The organism is Kosakonia sp. PSU_27, from assembly GCF_039409795.1.
Lineage (GTDB): Bacteria > Pseudomonadota > Gammaproteobacteria > Enterobacterales > Enterobacteriaceae > Kosakonia.
The window spans coordinates 110,030-126,586 of the sequence record NZ_JBCIVK010000008.1; the positions used below are offsets into that span (position 1 = coordinate 110,030).

Genomic DNA, 16,557 nt, shown 5'->3' on the forward strand with positions numbered 1-16,557 from the left:
CATCTGCCTCTGAATCGCGGCAAAGATAGTATAAAAACAAAAAAACTATTTTATGCGTTTATTGTAGAGGAATTCACTGAGCATTTGGGAGTGAAGCGAATGGGTTTCCCCATTCGCTTTTGTGTCGGCTTATTTGGCGATACGTTTGTACTTAATACGCTTCGGCTCCAGCGCATCTGCGCCCAGCGTGCGTTTCTTATACTCTTCGTATTCGGTGAAGTTGCCTTCGAAAAACTCCACTTTGCCCTCATCCTGGTAATCCAGAATATGGGTGGCGATACGGTCAAGGAACCAGCGGTCGTGCGAGATAACCATCGCGCAGCCCGGGAATTCAAGCAGGGCGTTTTCCAGCGCGCGCAGGGTCTCGATATCCAGGTCGTTGGTCGGTTCATCAAGCAGCAGCATGTTGCCGCCAACCTGTAACAGTTTTGCCAGATGCAGACGACCGCGCTCACCGCCGGACAACTCGCCCACGCGTTTACCCTGGTCGGTGCCTTTAAAGTTGAAGCGGCCAACGTACGCGCGGCTCGGCATTTCGGTGTTACCGATGCGCATAATGTCCAGCCCGCCGGAAACTTCTTCCCACACGGTTTTGCTGTTATCCATCGCGTCGCGGAACTGATCAACCGAGGCCAGTTTGACGGTTTCACCCAGTGTAATGGTGCCGCCATCAGGCTGCTCCTGACCAGACATCATGCGGAACAGCGTCGATTTACCGGCGCCGTTCGGCCCGATAATGCCGACAATCGCGCCTTTCGGCACGGAGAAGGACAGGCCATCAATCAGCTGGCGATCGCCGTAAGACTTGCTGAGGTTGCTGACTTCAACCACTTTATCGCCCAGGCGAGGTCCCGGTGGAATAAACAGTTCGTTGGTTTCGTTACGTTTCTGGTATTCAGTGCTGTTGAGCTCTTCAAAGCGCGCCAGACGGGCTTTGCCCTTAGATTGACGGCCTTTCGCGCCCTGACGCACCCACTCCAGCTCTTTCTCAATGGATTTACGACGCGCCGCTTCCTGAGAGGCTTCCTGCGCCAGACGCTGATCTTTCTGTTCCAGCCAGGAAGAGTAGTTACCTTCCCACGGAATACCTTCACCGCGGTCAAGTTCGAGGATCCAACCGGCGACGTTATCGAGGAAGTAACGGTCGTGGGTAATCGCCACCACGGTGCCTTCGAAGTCGTGCAGGAAGCGCTCCAGCCAGGCAACGGATTCGGCGTCCAGGTGGTTAGTCGGTTCGTCGAGCAGCAGCATATCTGGCTTTTCCAGCAGCAGACGGCACAGCGCGACGCGGCGGCGTTCACCACCAGAAAGATTGGCAATCTTCGCGTCCCAGTCTGGCAGGCGCAGCGCGTCGGCGGCGCGTTCCAGTTGCACATTCAGGTTATGACCGTCATGCGCCTGGATAATCTCTTCCAGCTTGCCTTGTTCTGCCGCCAGCTTGTCGAAATCCGCTTCTGGATCGGCATACAGCGCATACACTTCATCCAGACGTTTCAGGGCCCCGACCACTTCGGATACGGCTTCTTCAACCGATTCACGTACGGTCTGCTCCGGGTTCAACTGTGGTTCCTGCGGCAGGTAACCGATCTTAATGCCAGGCTGTGGGCGGGCTTCACCTTCGATGTCTTTATCGATGCCGGCCATGATGCGCAGCAGGGTAGACTTACCGGCACCGTTAAGACCCAGCACGCCGATTTTTGCGCCCGGGAAGAAGCTTAGCGAGATATTTTTCAGAATATGACGTTTCGGCGGGACAACTTTGCCGACACGATGCATGGTATATACGAATTGAGCCACGTTGGACTTCGCCTCTTTGTAATGAGAGTGGTATTCAACAGCGGAGTGTAGCCGTTTTCGTTGCTTAATCCCAGCCAGCCGCGCCAGGTGTGTTAAATCACGCCAGAAAGGTAAAAAAGTGTGCGCAACGTGGCGCGTTACGAGTTGCGCGGTTAGCATTAACGCATTACGCGGCATGACGCTGCAAAAACGTGACAGATAAGAGGAAAGAGCTGTGCAGAGAGCTAAACATGTCGCCTGGCGATTCGCGGCGGCCTGCGTTTGTTTGCTGTCCCTCAGCAATGTGGCGCGAGCAGATTCACTGGATGAACAACGTAACCGTTACGCGCAGATAAAAACCGCATGGGACAACAAACAGATGGACGTGGTGCAGCAATTACTGCCCACGCTACAAACGTATCCGCTTTACCCGTATCTGCAATATCGTCAGATTACCGACGATCTGATGAATCAACCCGCAATTACGGTGACCAACTTTGTGCAGGCCAACCCGACGCTTCCGGCGGCGCGCACGCTGAAATCTCGCTTTGTTAATGAACTGGCCCGGCGGCAAGACTGGCGCGGGCTGCTGGCGTTCAGCCCGGAGAAACCTGCGACTACCGAAGCACAATGTAACTACTACTTTGCCAAGTGGAATACCGGTCAGGCAGACGAAGCCTGGGCAGGTGCGAAAGAGCTGTGGTTAAGCGGTAAAAGCCAGCCCAACGCGTGCGATCAGCTGTTTGGCGCATGGCGCGCTTCCGGGAAACAGGATCCGCTGGCGTTTCTGGAGCGTATTCGCCTGGCGATGAAAGCGGGTAATACCAAACTGGTGACACTGCTGGCCGGGCAGATGCCGCCTGATTATCAAACCATTTCGGCGGCTATCATTAACCTTGCCAATAATCCATTGAGCGTAATGTCCTTTGCCACCACCACCGGCGCAACGGATTTTACCCGTCAGATGGCCGCGGAAGCCTTTGAAAGCGTTGCGCGTCAGGATGTCGAAAATGCTCGCTTAATGATCCCGTCGCTGGTGCAAGCACAACAGTTGAATGAGGAACAAACCCAGACGTTGCGCGATATTGTCGCATGGCGATTGATGGGCAATGACGTCACCAGCGATCAGGCGCGCTGGCGTGATGATGCAATTATGCGCTCGCAATCGGTCTCTTTGCTGGAGCGCCGGGTGCGTATGGCGATTGGTAACGGCGATCGTCGTGGGCTGAACACCTGGCTTTCGCGTTTGCCGATGGACGCAAAAGAGAAAGACGAGTGGCGCTACTGGCAGGCGGATTTGTTGCTGGAGCGCGGACGTGAGGATGAAGCTAAAGAGATCCTCCACGCCCTGATGAAGCAGCGCGGTTTTTACCCGATGGCCGCCGCCCAGCGGTTGGGGGAAGATTACTCGATGCAGATAGACAAAGCGCAGGGAAATGTCTCCCCAACGCTAACGCAGGGTGCAGAAATGGCGCGCGTTCGTGAGCTGATGTACTGGGGGCTTGATAACACCGCGCGCAGTGAGTGGGCGAATCTGGTGACCAGCCGCACTCAGCAAGAGCAGGCACAGCTGGCGCGTTATGCTTTCGATCAACACTGGTGGGATCTGAGTGTGCAGGCCACGATTGCCGGCAAGCTATGGGATCAACTTGAAGAGCGTTTCCCGCTGGCGTATAGCGATCTTTATGCCCGCTACACCAGTGGAAAAGGAATTTCGCAAAGCTATGCGATGGCGATATCGCGCCAGGAAAGTGCCTGGAACCCAACGGCGCGCTCCCCGGTTGGCGCGGCAGGTTTAATGCAGATTATGCCGGGTACCGCCACGCACACGGTGAAGATGTTTAATATTCCCGGCTACAGCAACTCGGGCCAATTGTTTGATCCGGAAACGAATATCAACATTGGTACCAGCTATCTGCAATATGTTTATCAGCAGTTTGGCAATAACCGTATTTTCTCGTCGGCAGCCTATAACGCCGGGCCGGGAAGGGTGCGCAGCTGGCTGAACAACAGCGGCGGCAAACTGGATGCGGTGGCGTTTATTGAGAGCATCCCGTTCTCGGAAACGCGCAGCTATGTGAAAAACGTGCTGGCTTATGATGCCTATTACCGCTATTTCCTGAGCGGAGATAAGCCGGTTGTCTTTAATGATGCTGAATGGCAGCGCCGTTATTGATTTCCGTGGTTTATGCTATGATGTGTACTCGCTAAAGAGTACACATCAGTAAACCTTTAACATGGCGGCAAATTATGACTCAGCAATCACCCTATTCCGCAGCGATGGCCGAACAGCGCGATCAGGAGTGGCAACGCTTCGTTGATCTGGTTCGGCAATCTTATGAAAAGGATCTGCACATTCCATTGCTTAATCTGATGCTTACGCCAGATGAGCGCGAGTCGTTGGGCACAAGAGTGCGGATCATTGAAGAACTGTTGCGTGGCGAGATGAGCCAGCGTGAGCTGAAAAGCGAGCTGGGGGCAGGTATCGCGACCATTACTCGTGGTTCAAACAGCCTGAAAGCCGCGCCTGCTGATTTACGTTTATGGCTGGAGCAGACGCTGCTGAACACTCAGCGATAAACCGCGTTGTGAAAGGGGCTGAGCGCCAGAATCACCGCCTGGTGGTAAACGCTTTCGCGCGTGAGTTTACCGGCAGTGAAAACGCCGATGGCACCCTCTTTGCGGCCGATCTCATCAATTCCGCTATAACGCGACATTACTGGCCCGAGCGCTTCACCAGCGCGCACTTTCTGCAAAATGATCTCCGGTAGCGGCAGCGTTGCCGAGCGGGCTTCACCTTTCTGATGATTGCTTTCAATAACCACCCAACTAAACGTACTGCCCTCGTCGATCCCGGCTTCGATAGCTACCCAGAAATCCGCTTCGGGGCGCACATGGCGGGCATTGGCCACGCGATTTCGTGCGCCAGTACGCGTTTCTTCACTGCCAAACGGCTGTTCCGGTACGCCGCTATCGACGGAAACGGCGTCTATATGGCAGGATCCTTCGCCGAAGATCTCGTTAAAAGCGTGCAGAATCGCCCGAATTTTCGCGGGATTGGTGGTAGCTGAGACAACATGGTGCATAATCAATAACGGTATGTTCGGAATGAGACGCGTTCTTTACCCCGGACAGAGACCTTCCTCAGATAATAAATTCATCGCAGTATAATGGATAAAAAAGCATGTTACAGGTATACCTTGTTCGCCACGGTGAAACGCAGTGGAACGCCGAGCGTCGTATTCAAGGCCAGTCAGACAGTCCGTTAACCGAAAAAGGGGAGAAGCAGGCGTGGCAGGTGGCTGAGCGCGCAAAAGCGCTGGGCATTACCCACGTTATTGCCAGCGACCTGGGCCGAACCCGCCGGACGGCTGAGATCATCGCTGAAGTCTGCGGTTGCGATATCACCTTTGAGCCGCGTTTACGCGAGCTGGACATGGGCGTGCTGGAACGCCGTCATATCGATTCCCTGACCGAAGAAGAAGAGAGCTGGCGTCGCCAACTGGTGAATGGCACGGCCGATGGCCGCATTCCCGATGGTGAATCGATGCAGGAGTTAAGCGACCGTATGCACGCGGCGCTGGCAACCTGCCTGGAGCTTCCCGAAGGAAGCCGCCCGTTGCTGGTTAGCCACGGTATGGCGCTGGGCTGCCTGGTGAGCACGATCCTTGGGCTGCCGGCTTATGCAGAACGCCGCCTGCGCCTGCGCAACTGCTCCATTTCCCGTATTGATTATCAACAAAGTCCGTGGCTGGCTTCCGGCTGGGTGGTGGAAACCGCAGGAGACGTCTCGCATCTGGACGCCCCAGCGCTGGATGAGTTGCAGCGTTAACGGCGAATGGGCACCAGATACTCGCAGCGGATGTGCGCTGGCGGCTCGCCGTCTTCGCGCGGCTCTTCATGCTGCGGGTAAAAATGCTCAATATCCTGGCCTTTACGGCGCGTGAGATTAAGCATCGGCATGCACGTTCCGTAAACGGTCAGGATGAAATCCTGAAAACCGTGCGGTGAACCTTCATAGGCGAAGGAGATGTAGTCGCCGCCTTCCAGCAACACCGGCTGCGCGTTGCTCAGATAGCCGTTCGCCATCTCCGGCGTTAGCGCTGTGGTGTAAAACACTTCCTGTTCGTCATCTTTTTCCAGACTCGGGCGCGGCTCGTGCAGGCCATACATTTCCGGTGGAATTTTCGGTGAATTGCTCAAAAATTCCCGCCAGAACTGAATGCGCATTTGATTACGGAAATCGGAGATCTCCTCCAGCGCGCAGGTGTAGCTCTGGGTGGTGCCAATAAGATGCATTGGTGGCAGGGTGACAAAATCATGTTTTGGCATGGTAAATTCGCCAAGACGCATCGGCGGGCGAATGCCAAACGCGCTCCAGTCTGGTGAACGGCGATAGAGCGCAGGGGTGACAGCAAACTGTTTTTTGAAAGCGCGGGTGAAGGTCTGTTGCGAATCAAAGCGGTATTGCAGTGCAATATCCAGAATGGGGCGGGCAGTCAGGCGCAGAGCAACGGCGGATTTTGACAGACGACGCGCGCGAATGTAAGCGCCGATGGCATGACCGGTCACGTCTTTAAACATCCTTTGCAGGTGCCACTTGGAATAGCCCGCTTTTGCCGCCACATTATCCAAAGCGAGCGGCTGATCCAGATGGCTTTCCAGCCAGGAAAGTAAGTCGCGAATGATCCCAGCCTGATCCATACAATATCCTCTTCCTTAAAACAGCATTAACGCCTGATACCAGGCAACGGATAATAACGGGTTTTGAGGTGTTTAGCATTCGGTGTTTTTTTTGTGCACAAATACGCATTGTGACTGATTTTCATCATAAATTTTGTAAATTAGTGATCTGCAAACAGTTTCTCATTTAAAAGCTGAATAGTTGCTCAACGTAATATTCAAAAATGGTAACAATATGAAATATACAAAGTTAATCCTTCCTGCATTAGTGTTGGCCACGCTGGGCTCTGCACATGCAGAACAAATTGGTTCCGTAGATACCGTGTTTAAAATGTTTGGGCCGGATCACAAAATTGTGGTCGAAGCGTTTGATGATCCTGATGTGAAAAATGTCACCTGTTACATCAGCCGGGCGAAAACCGGTGGTATCAAGGGGGGGCTGGGGCTGGCGGAAGATACGTCTGACGCGGCTATCTCTTGCCAGCAGGTTGGTCCGGTTGAGTTGAGCGATAAAATCAAAAACGGTAAGGCGCAGGGCGATGTGGTTTTCCAGAAACGAACATCGTTAGTCTTCAAGAAATTGCAGGTGGTGCGTTTCTATGACGCGAAACGTAACACACTGGCATATTTAGCTTATTCCGATAAAGTAGTCGAAGGATCGCCGAAAAACGCCTTAAGCGCGGTACCCATTATTCCCTGGAGTAAATAAGCCCAATGTCTACGCCGCAACCGCAGATCTGGCTGGTAGAGGATGAAGCCAGCATCGCTGAAACGTTGATTTACATGTTGCAGCAGGACGGTTTTGCCGTCACCGCGTTTGAGCGGGGGTTGCCGGTGCTGGATGCGGCGCAGCATCGTCTGCCTGAGCTGGCGATTCTGGACGTCGGCCTGCCGGATATCAGCGGTTTTGAACTTTGTCGTCGGCTACTGGCGCGCGCGCCCGCGTTGCCGGTGCTGTTTCTTACCGCGCGCAGCGATGAGGTCGACAAGCTGCTGGGGCTGGAGATGGGGGCGGATGATTACATTGCCAAGCCCTTCTCACCGCGTGAAGTATGCGCCAGGGTGCGCACGGTGTTGCGCAGGTTGCAAAAGGCATCTCTTCACAACGAAATGCGGCGAATCGGCCAGTTTGAGTTGGACGAGGATGCCGCGATTATTCGCTGGTGCGGCGAAACGCTGCTGCTGACCCGCTACGAATTTCTGTTGTTGAAAACCTTACTGTTGGCACCAGGACGTGTTTTTTCTCGCCAGCAATTGATGGATCAAGTCTGGAGCGATGCTCAGGAGAGTTTCGACCGCACCGTCGATACTCATATCAAGACCTTGCGCGCCAAGCTACGCGCCATCAATGCTGAACTTACTCCTATCAATACGCATCGCGGTATGGGCTACAGCCTGGGGATCCGCTGATGCGCATTGGCATGCGCCTGTTGCTGGGGTATTTCCTGATCGTGGCAGTTGCCGCATGGTTCGTGCTGTCGATCTTTGTTCAAGAGATCAAACCCGGTGTACGACGCGCCACTGAAGGTACGCTTATTGATACCGCGACGCTGCTGGCGGAGCTGGCTCGCGAAGATTTACGCTCTGGTCACGCGCAGGATGGGCGCCTGGCGCAGGCTTTCTCGACGTTAAATCACCAGCCAATCAATGCGCATATCAGCGGGATCCATAAAGTTCGCAATGAGTATCACGTCTACATGACCGACAGCACCGGGCGCGTGGTGTTTGATTCGTCAGGAAAGGCGCTGGGTCAGGATTACTCACGCTGGAATGATGTCTGGCTGACGCTGCGCGGGAATTACGGTGCACGTAGCTCGCTGGCGGATGCCAGTAACCCGCAGAGTACGGTGATGTATGTTGCCGCCCCGGTGACCGATCAAGGCCGCATTATCGGTGTAATCAGCGTGGGTAAGCCAAACAGCGCGATGGATCCGGTGATTAAACGCAGCGAGCGACGCATCTTATGGGCCGGCGGCGCGCTGCTGGGCATTGCGTTGCTCATTGGTGCAGTCATGGTCTGGTGGATCAATCGCTCTATTGGCAAGCTGGCGCGCTACGCTGATTCCGTTACCGAAAACCGTCCGGTTCCTTTACCCGATTTAGGAAGCAGTGAGCTGCGTAAACTGGCGCAGGCGCTGGAAAGTATGCGTGTGAAACTGGAAGGCAAAAATTATATCGAACAGTATGTTTACACCCTGACGCATGAACTGAAAAGCCCGCTGGCAGCCATTCGCGGCGCGGCGGAGATCCTGCGCGAAGGGCCGCCGCCAGACGTCGTGGCGCGTTTTACCGACAACATTCTTACGCAAAATAGCCGCATGCAGAACCTGGTTGAGAAGTTGTTACACCAGGCGAAACTGGAAAACCGGCTGGAAATTGCGTTTGCGGCAGTGGATGTCGGTATGCTTTTTCGCCAGCTACAGGAACAACGCAGTGTGGTGTTGTCGGCGAAAGGCTTAACTCTGCAGATTGACGCTGCTGATGCTGTGGCAGCAGGGGATAGCGAACTGCTGGCCCAGGCGTTGGGTAATTTACTCGATAACGCCATTGATTTTACGCCGCCTGGCGGTGTGGTGGCGTTACGCGCCAGCCAGGAAGCTGACGCGCTGGTGTTAACGGTCAGCGACAGCGGTTCAGGTATCCCGGATTATGCACTGCAGCGCGTTTTTGAACGCTTCTACTCGCTGCCGCGAGCCGACGGGCAAAAAAGCAGTGGGCTGGGGCTGGCGTTTGTCCAGGAAGTCGCGCGGCTGCATCATGGTGATATTCGCGTTCTGAACCGTCCGCAAGGGGGTTGCGAAGCCCGGCTGACACTTCACCCACACTTCACATAATTTCAAATCCTTCACACATAGTCTCACTACTCTGCGCGTATCACTAAGGAGAAGGCTATGTTGAAATCCCCCCTGTTCTGGAAAATGGTAACGCTGCCAGGTTGTCTTTGTGTTCTGCTTATCCCGCTGACGCTGCTGAGCGGCTTAATTGGCGAACGTGCGAATTATCGTAACGATGTGACGGATACGCTGCGCCAGAGCAGCGCTGGCCGTCAAAAATTGGTCGGGCCGTTGATCGCCATCCCCGTGACTGAAACGGTGGTTTCCCTGGAAAAAGCTAACGACAACGAGGCCCCCAAAGAGGTGCGGCGTAAACAAAGTTATCTTCGTTTTTGGTTGCCAGAATCGCTGATGGTTAACGGCAAACAGCAGGTCGAAACCCGCAAGATTGGCATTTATGATGGACAAATCTGGCACAACGACATTGAGATCAACGCGGAATTCGACCCAAAGCGGCTGGATATCAAAGCCGATGAAAATACCTCCCTTGGCGAGCCATTTCTAGTTTTAGCGTTGAGTGATTCGCGCGGTATTGGCCAGTTGCGTACCACCAGGTTGAATGGCGAGACACTCAGCGTTGAACCAGGAACCGGGCTGGCAAGCGATCTGCAGGGTGTGCATATGCCGTTGTCGACGGCGAATTTGCAGCAATCGCTGAAGCTGACTATGGCGTTTAGTTTGAGCGGAACCGGTGATTTTTCCGTGGTGCCGCTGGGGCGAAATAGCGAGATGACACTGAATGGCGACTGGCCGCATCCGGGTTTTATGGGCGATTTTCTGCCGGAAAAACGCACGGTGAGTGCCAGTGGTTTTCAGGCGCACTGGCAAAGTAGCTGGTTTGCCAACAATCTGGACAGCAAAATGCGTACTGCCGGGGTGCTGTCTGCCAGCAAAAGTTGGGAATTGCCTGCTTTCAGCGTCAACATCGCCACACCTGCCGATCAGTACCAGTTGACCGACAGAGCGGTTAAATACGCGATTTTGCTGATCGTATTGACTTATCTGGCGTTTTTCGTTTTTGAGAGTTTAACTGCGCGGCAGATGCATCCGATGCAATATTTGCTGGTGGGGTTATCGCTGGTGATGTTCTACCTGGTGCTGCTGGCGCTTTCTGAACATACCGGTTTCACCATTGCCTGGGGGGTTGCCAGCCTGCTCGGTGCACTGCTGAACGGTGTCTATTTACAGGGCGTATTGAAAAGCTGGCGTGCGGGTTTGTCGTTTAGTATCGCGCTGTTAGTGCTTGATGCGGTGATGTGGAGCCTGTTGAACTCCGAAGATAATGCGCTGTTGCTCGGCACCGGTGTTCTGTTTATCGCCTTGAGCGCTGTGATGATGCTGACGCGCAAGATCGACTGGTATGCGCTTTCTGGTTCGGTGAAGAAAATACCGCAATCAGTGCGTGACGAAGAATTACGCATCTGGAAATAAAAAAGCGGCGCTTTGCGCCGCTTTTTTATCATTATTCTGTCTTATTCCTGCAAATCACCGCAGAAGCGGTAACCTTCACCGTGAATGGTGGCGATGATTTCCGGGGTATCCGGCGTCGATTCGAAATGTTTACGAATACGGCGGATAGTCACGTCGACCGTACGATCGTGTGGCTTCAGTTCACGGCCGGTCATTTTTTTCAGCAACTCCGCACGAGACTGGATTTTGCCTGGATTTTCGCAGAAGTGCAGCATCGCGCGGAATTCGCTGCGCGGCAGCTTATACTGCTCGCCGTTCGGGCTAATCAGTGAACGGCTATTGATATCCAGTTCCCAGCCGTTGAATTTGTAGCTGTCAACGCTGCGGCGTTCTTCGCTGACCGTGCCCAGATTCATGGTACGGGACAGCAGGTTGCGCGCGCGAATAGTCAGTTCGCGTGGGTTAAACGGTTTGGTGATGTAGTCGTCGGCACCAATTTCAAGGCCCAGAATCTTATCGACTTCGTTATCACGGCCCGTCAGGAACATCAGCGCGACATTCGCCTGCTCACGTAATTCACGCGCCAGCAAAAGACCGTTTTTACCCGGCAGATTGATATCCATGATCACCAGGTTGATATCATTTTCAGAAAGAATTTGATGCATTTCAGCGCCATCTGTCGCTTCAAAGACATCGTAGCCTTCTGCTTCGAAAATGCTTTTTAACGTGTTGCGTGTTACCAACTCGTCTTCAACAATAAGAATGTGCGGGGTCTGCATGTTTGCTACCTAAATTGCCAACTAAATCGAAACAGGAAGTACAAAAGTCCCTGACCAGCCTGGTGCATGTCGAAAATTAACATGACGGCGTAACATGACTAAAGTACGTAATTGCGTTCTTGATGCACTTTCCATCAACGTCAACAACATCATTAGCTTGGTCGTGGGCACTTTCCCTCTGAACCCGACAGTGTCAAAAACGGCTGTCATCCTAACCATTTTAACAGCAACATAACAGGCTAAGACGTAAATGACACCCAATAAAACTACGCTTCGTTGACATATATCAAGTTCAATTGTAGCACGTTAACAGTTTGGAGAAATCTTGATAGCCAAATGCTAGCGTTTCTTACAATTTTTCAATAAACCAACTAGTTGCGCATATTAATTGATAAACAGGGCGAATCCAATACAAGTGGGAAATTCTGTATTAAAATGCCATGAATAAACATAGGGATAAGTCCCTTCTGTTAACATCTTAGCAGGTAATATCGCTGATAAATAGTTTAGCTTTTTTTAACCGTAGACAAGGGCTAAATCAGTGATTTGTGTTACATAATTGTAAATTCGCACCGCGTAGTATGATGACAAAGGTCACATTTCCCCGTGGTCTCAGGAAGAAGAGAAAGTAAAATGCAATTGGCTGTTGTTCTTGTGTCCCCCGCGCGAGCGGAAAATGTCGGTGCCGCTGCCCGCGCTATGAAGACCATGGGGTTTAGTGATTTGCGTATCGTTGATAGCGAGGCGCACTTGCAAGAAGGCGCGCGCCGCGTGGCGCACGGCTCGGGCGATATCCTTGATAATATTAAAACTTATGCAACCCTTGCCGATGCGCTGGTGGATATTCCCTTTACCATCGCCACCACGGCGCGCAGCCGGGCGAAATTCCATTACTACGCGACACCAGCGGAACTGGTTCCCTTGTTACAAGAGAAAAGCACGTGGTTGAGTAGCGCTGCGCTGGTGTTTGGCCGTGAGGATTCCGGGCTTACCAATGAAGAGCTGGCGTTGGCAGATATTTTAACGGGTGTTTCGATGGTAGCGGATTATCCTTCACTTAATCTCGGCCAGGCGGTGATGGTTTTCTGCTATCAATTAGCATCTTTAATGCAACATACTCCGAAAGAGGCAGCCCCGGTTGACGGTAATCAGTTGCAGGCGCTGCGTTTGCGAACTCGCGGATTACTGGAAAAATTAGGCGTGGCGGATGACATTAAAATGGCCGACTGGCTCGATCAGCGTCTTGGTCTGCTGGAACAACGTGACACTGCAATGTTGCATCGTTTGCTGCACGATATCGAAAAAAAACTCGCCGAGTAAATCGCTGACATAACGTTTTTTTATAGTTAAAGTCACTGCGATATATGACGAGAATGATCCTAATAGGTTGAAAGTGACGTCTGTTCCAGCGCAGCCGGGAATAACGGCAAAAGGGCGAAAAATAAAAATAAATTGACTTGAGCAGGCAGATACTTTAACCAATATAGGCATACAGCACAGACAGATAATGATTACAGAGCACACAACATCCATGAAACGCATCAGCACCATTACCACAATTACAACCATCACCATTACCACAGGTAACGGTGCGGGCTGACGCGTACAGGAAACACAGAAAAAAGCCCGCACCTGAACAGTGCGGGCTTTTTTTTCGACCGGAGATTAAGGGGTAAACCATGCGAGTGTTGAAGTTCGGCGGTACATCAGTGGCAAATGCGGAGCGTTTTCTGCGTGTTGCCGATATCCTGGAAAGTAATGCCAGGCAGGGGCAGGTGGCCACCGTGCTTTCTGCCCCGGCGAAAATTACTAACCATCTGGTGGCAATGATCGAAAAAACGATCGGCGGCCAGGATGCGATTCCGAACATTAGCGACGCCGAGCGTATCTTCGCCGACCTGCTGCAAGGGCTGGCGGATGCGCAACCGGGCTTTCCCCTCGCACAATTAAAAGCTTTTGTTGAACAAGAGTTCGCGCAGATCAAACACGTTCTGCATGGTATCAGCCTGCTCGGCCAGTGCCCGGACAGCATTAACGCGGCGTTAATTTGCCGTGGTGAGAAACTCTCCATCGCCATCATGGCGGGGTTACTGGAAGCGCGCGGTCATAAAGTCAGCGTTATCGATCCGGTTGAGAAATTGCTCGCGGTCGGCCATTACCTTGAATCAACGGTCGATATCGCTGAATCTACTCGCCGTATCGCCGCCAGCCGTATTCCTGCGGATCATATGGTGCTGATGGCTGGTTTCACCGCCGGGAATGAAAAGGGTGAACTGGTGGTGCTTGGGCGTAACGGTTCCGACTATTCTGCTGCCGTACTCGCGGCCTGTCTGCGCGCAGATTGTTGTGAGATCTGGACCGATGTCGACGGCGTTTATACTTGCGACCCGCGCCAGGTGCCAGACGCCAGGTTGCTCAAGTCGATGTCGTACCAGGAAGCCATGGAGCTTTCCTACTTCGGCGCCAAAGTTCTTCACCCCCGTACCATCACCCCCATCGCACAGTTTCAAATTCCTTGCCTGATCAAAAACACCGGAAACCCGCAAGCACCGGGTACGCTGATTGGCGCAACCTCTGATGAAGATGGTCTGCCGGTAAAAGGCATTTCGAATCTGAATAACATGGCGATGTTCAGCGTCTCCGGTCCGGGGATGAAGGGCATGGTCGGCATGGCGGCACGTGTGTTTGCCGCGATGTCGCGCAACGGCATTTCCGTTGTGTTGATCACCCAGTCGTCCTCGGAATACAGCATCAGCTTCTGTGTGCCGCAATCCGATTGCGCCCGTGCCCAGCGTGCGATGAGCGAAGAGTTCTATCTGGAATTGAAAGAAGGCCTGCTGGAACCGCTGGCGGTAATGGAACGTCTGGCGATCATCTCTGTTGTCGGCGACGGTATGCGCACATTGCGCGGGATTTCGGCGAAGTTTTTTGCGGCGCTGGCGCGCGCAAATATTAATATTGTGGCGATTGCTCAGGGCTCCTCCGAACGCTCAATCTCCGTAGTCGTTAGCAACGATGATGCCACCACTGGCGTGCGCGTCACGCACCAGATGCTGTTTAACACCGACCAGGTGATCGAGGTGTTTGTGATTGGCGTCGGCGGTGTCGGCGGTGCGCTGCTGGAACAGCTTAAGCGCCAGCAAACATGGCTGAAAAACAAACATATTGACCTGCGTGTTTGTGGTGTGGCGAACTCGAAAGCGCTGCTAACTAATGTTCACGGCCTGAATCTGGATAACTGGCAAGCGGAAATGGCACAAGCCAAAGAGCCGTTTAACCTGGGCCGCCTGATTCGCCTGGTGAAAGAGTATCACCTGCTGAACCCGGTAATTGTTGACTGTACTTCCAGCCAGGCGGTGGCTGACCAGTATGCGGATTTCCTGCGAGAAGGTTTCCACGTTGTGACGCCGAATAAAAAAGCCAACACCTCATCGCTGGATTATTACCACCAGTTGCGTCGCGCGGCGGAAAAATCGCGGCGTAAATTCCTGTACGACACTAACGTTGGTGCGGGCTTGCCGGTGATTGAAAACCTGCAAAACCTGCTGAACGCCGGGGACGAGCTGCAGCATTTCTCCGGTATTCTTTCCGGTTCCTTGTCGTTTATTTTCGGCAAGCTCGATGAAGGGGTGAGCCTGTCGGCGGCAACGCATCTTGCCCGTGAAATGGGCTACACCGAGCCGGATCCGCGGGATGATCTCTCCGGTATGGATGTGGCGCGTAAGCTGCTGATTCTGGCGCGCGAAACCGGTCGTGAACTGGAGTTGTCGGATATCGTCATCGAACCGGTGTTGCCGGCGAGTTTTGACGATTCAGGCGATGTTGAGAGTTTCATGGCGCGTCTGCCGGAGCTGGATGATGATTTTGCCGCGCGAGTCGCAAAAGCGCGCGATGAAGGTAAGGTGCTGCGTTATGTCGGCAACATTGAAGAAGATGGCACTTGCCGGGTGAAAATCGCGGCTGTTGATGGCAACGATCCGCTGTTCAAAGTGAAAAACGGCGAGAACGCGCTGGCGTTCTACAGCCATTATTACCAGCCGTTACCGCTGGTGCTGCGCGGATATGGCGCGGGTAATGATGTGACGGCAGCGGGCGTGTTCGCCGACCTGCTGCGCACCCTGTCCTGGAAGTTAGGAGTCTGAGATGGTGAAGGTGTATGCTCCGGCCTCCAGTGCCAATATGAGCGTGGGTTTTGATGTGCTTGGCGCGGCGGTTACGCCTGTGGATGGCACATTGTTGGGCGATAATGTCAGTGTGGAAGCAGCCGATCATTTCAGCCTGAAGAATGTGGGCCGCTTCGCCAGTAAATTACCGACTGAGCCGAAAGAAAATATCGTTTATCAGTGCTGGGAACTGTTTTGTCAGGAGATCGGCAAGCAGGTTCCCGTCGCGATGACGCTGGAAAAAAACATGCCGATAGGCTCGGGGCTCGGCTCCAGCGCTTGTTCGGTGGTCGCGGCGCTGGTCGCCATGAATGAGTTCTGCGGTAAGCCGCTGAACGAAACACGCATGCTGGCGCTGATGGGCGAGCTGGAAGGGCGTATTTCCGGTAGCGTGCATTACGATAACGTCGCGCCTTGCTACCTCGGCGGCATGCAATTGATGATCGAGGAAAGCGGCATTATCAGCCAGCAGGTGCCAGGCTTTGATGAGTGGCTGTGGATTTTGGCGTATCCAGGCATTAAAGTCTCGACAGCCGAAGCGCGCGCGATCCTGCCAGCGCAATATCGCCGCCAGGATTGCATTGCTCATGGTCGCCACCTGGCGGGCTTTATCCATGCTTGCTACAGCCGTCAGCCTGCGCTGGCAGCAAAATTAATGAAAGATGTGATTGCCGAACCGTACCGCATGAAATTGCTGCCGGGGTTTGCGGAAGCACGTAAAGCAGTGGCGGATATTGGCGCGCTGGCCTGCGGGATCTCGGGTTCCGGACCAACGCTGTTTGCCTTGTGCGACAAGCAGGATACCGCTCAGCGCGTTGCCGACTGGCTCGGCAAGCACTATCTGCAAAATCAGGAAGGCTTCGTTCATATTTGCCGGCTGGACACGGCGGGCGCTCGCGTAGTGGGATAACC

At 53.5% G+C, this 16,557-nt stretch carries 16 protein-coding genes and 1 other annotated feature; of the genes, 12 read left to right on the forward strand and 4 right to left on the reverse strand.

Features of this window, described 5'->3' with window-relative positions; translation table 11 throughout:
* Positions 1 to 129 precede the first annotated feature (129 nt).
* A complete protein-coding gene (gene ettA, locus AAIG26_RS19955; RefSeq protein ID WP_071925297.1) occupies positions 130 to 1,797 on the reverse strand; it encodes an energy-dependent translational throttle protein EttA in 1,668 nt (555 codons plus the stop codon).
* A 214-nt stretch (positions 1,798 to 2,011) separates the two neighbouring features.
* On the opposite strand from ettA, the gene sltY reads away from it, so the two are divergent.
* On the forward strand, positions 2,012 to 3,952 hold the full coding sequence (gene sltY, locus AAIG26_RS19960; RefSeq protein WP_160271203.1) for a murein transglycosylase: 1,941 nt from the start codon (positions 2,012 to 2,014) through the stop codon (positions 3,950 to 3,952).
* A gap of 74 nt (positions 3,953 to 4,026) precedes the next feature.
* On the forward strand, positions 4,027 to 4,356 hold the full coding sequence (trpR, locus tag AAIG26_RS19965; RefSeq protein WP_017457853.1) for a trp operon repressor: 330 nt from the start codon (positions 4,027 to 4,029) through the stop codon (positions 4,354 to 4,356).
* On the opposite strand, the gene yjjX is transcribed toward trpR, so the two are convergent.
* A complete protein-coding gene (yjjX, locus tag AAIG26_RS19970; RefSeq protein WP_160271202.1) occupies positions 4,347 to 4,862 on the reverse strand; it encodes an inosine/xanthosine triphosphatase in 516 nt (171 codons plus the stop codon). The genes trpR and yjjX overlap by 10 nt on opposite strands.
* Before the next feature lie 98 nt (positions 4,863 to 4,960).
* On the opposite strand from yjjX, the gene gpmB reads away from it, so the two are divergent.
* Positions 4,961 to 5,608, forward strand: coding sequence for a 2,3-diphosphoglycerate-dependent phosphoglycerate mutase GpmB (gene gpmB / locus AAIG26_RS19975; RefSeq protein ID WP_020456479.1), 648 nt, complete (start codon positions 4,961 to 4,963; stop codon positions 5,606 to 5,608).
* Here gpmB and robA read toward each other — a convergent pair.
* Positions 5,605 to 6,480, reverse strand: a complete 876-nt coding sequence (gene robA / locus AAIG26_RS19980) for an MDR efflux pump AcrAB transcriptional activator RobA (RefSeq protein WP_097406950.1) — start codon at positions 6,478 to 6,480, stop codon at positions 5,605 to 5,607. The genes gpmB and robA overlap by 4 nt on opposite strands.
* 214 nt (positions 6,481 to 6,694) lie before the next feature.
* On the opposite strand from robA, the gene creA reads away from it, so the two are divergent.
* From creA to creD, 4 genes are read left to right on the forward strand one after another with little or no spacing between them, the layout of a single operon-like run.
* Positions 6,695 to 7,168, forward strand: coding sequence for a protein CreA (creA, locus tag AAIG26_RS19985; protein WP_020456481.1), 474 nt, complete (start codon positions 6,695 to 6,697; stop codon positions 7,166 to 7,168).
* A gap of 5 nt (positions 7,169 to 7,173) precedes the next feature.
* Positions 7,174 to 7,869, forward strand: a complete 696-nt coding sequence (gene creB / locus AAIG26_RS19990; RefSeq protein ID WP_020456482.1) for a two-component system response regulator CreB — start codon at positions 7,174 to 7,176, stop codon at positions 7,867 to 7,869.
* The gene (gene creC / locus AAIG26_RS19995) at positions 7,869 to 9,293 is read left to right on the forward strand and encodes a two-component system sensor histidine kinase CreC (protein ID WP_343181327.1); all 1,425 of its coding nucleotides are present in this window, start codon (positions 7,869 to 7,871) and stop codon (positions 9,291 to 9,293) included. Before creB ends, creC begins: the two co-directional genes overlap by 1 nt.
* Before the next feature lie 57 nt (positions 9,294 to 9,350).
* The gene (gene creD / locus AAIG26_RS20000; RefSeq protein WP_343181328.1) at positions 9,351 to 10,724 is read left to right on the forward strand and encodes a cell envelope integrity protein CreD; all 1,374 of its coding nucleotides are present in this window, start codon (positions 9,351 to 9,353) and stop codon (positions 10,722 to 10,724) included.
* 41 nt (positions 10,725 to 10,765) lie between these two features.
* On the opposite strand, the gene arcA is transcribed toward creD, so the two are convergent.
* Positions 10,766 to 11,482, reverse strand: coding sequence for a two-component system response regulator ArcA (gene arcA / locus AAIG26_RS20005; protein ID WP_003856501.1), 717 nt, complete (start codon positions 11,480 to 11,482; stop codon positions 10,766 to 10,768).
* 94 nt (positions 11,483 to 11,576) lie between these two features.
* Between arcA and yjjY the strand changes: the two genes are divergently transcribed.
* The 5 genes from yjjY (at position 11,577) to thrB (ending at position 16,555) form a co-directional block, all read left to right on the forward strand.
* Positions 11,577 to 11,717, forward strand: a complete 141-nt coding sequence (gene yjjY / locus AAIG26_RS20010) for a protein YjjY (RefSeq protein ID WP_086870418.1) — start codon at positions 11,577 to 11,579, stop codon at positions 11,715 to 11,717.
* A gap of 398 nt (positions 11,718 to 12,115) precedes the next feature.
* The gene (locus AAIG26_RS20015; RefSeq protein WP_343181329.1) at positions 12,116 to 12,802 is read left to right on the forward strand and encodes a tRNA/rRNA methyltransferase; all 687 of its coding nucleotides are present in this window, start codon (positions 12,116 to 12,118) and stop codon (positions 12,800 to 12,802) included.
* Positions 12,803 to 13,013: 211 nt separating this feature from the next.
* On the forward strand, positions 13,014 to 13,082 hold the full coding sequence (thrL, locus tag AAIG26_RS20020; RefSeq protein ID WP_110093700.1) for a thr operon leader peptide: 69 nt from the start codon (positions 13,014 to 13,016) through the stop codon (positions 13,080 to 13,082).
* Positions 13,021 to 13,138 (forward strand) — a sequence feature (Thr leader region). It overlaps the preceding gene by 62 nt.
* Positions 13,139 to 13,161: 23 nt before the next feature.
* Positions 13,162 to 15,624: a bifunctional aspartate kinase/homoserine dehydrogenase I gene (gene thrA / locus AAIG26_RS20025; RefSeq protein ID WP_020456486.1), complete on the forward strand. Its 2,463-nt coding sequence runs from the start codon at positions 13,162 to 13,164 to the stop codon at positions 15,622 to 15,624.
* 1 nt (position 15,625) lies between these two features.
* Positions 15,626 to 16,555 carry a homoserine kinase gene (gene thrB, locus AAIG26_RS20030; protein WP_343181330.1) on the forward strand — a complete coding sequence of 310 codons (930 nt, stop codon included), beginning with the start codon at positions 15,626 to 15,628 and terminating at the stop codon, positions 16,553 to 16,555.
* Positions 16,556 to 16,557 lie beyond the last annotated feature (2 nt).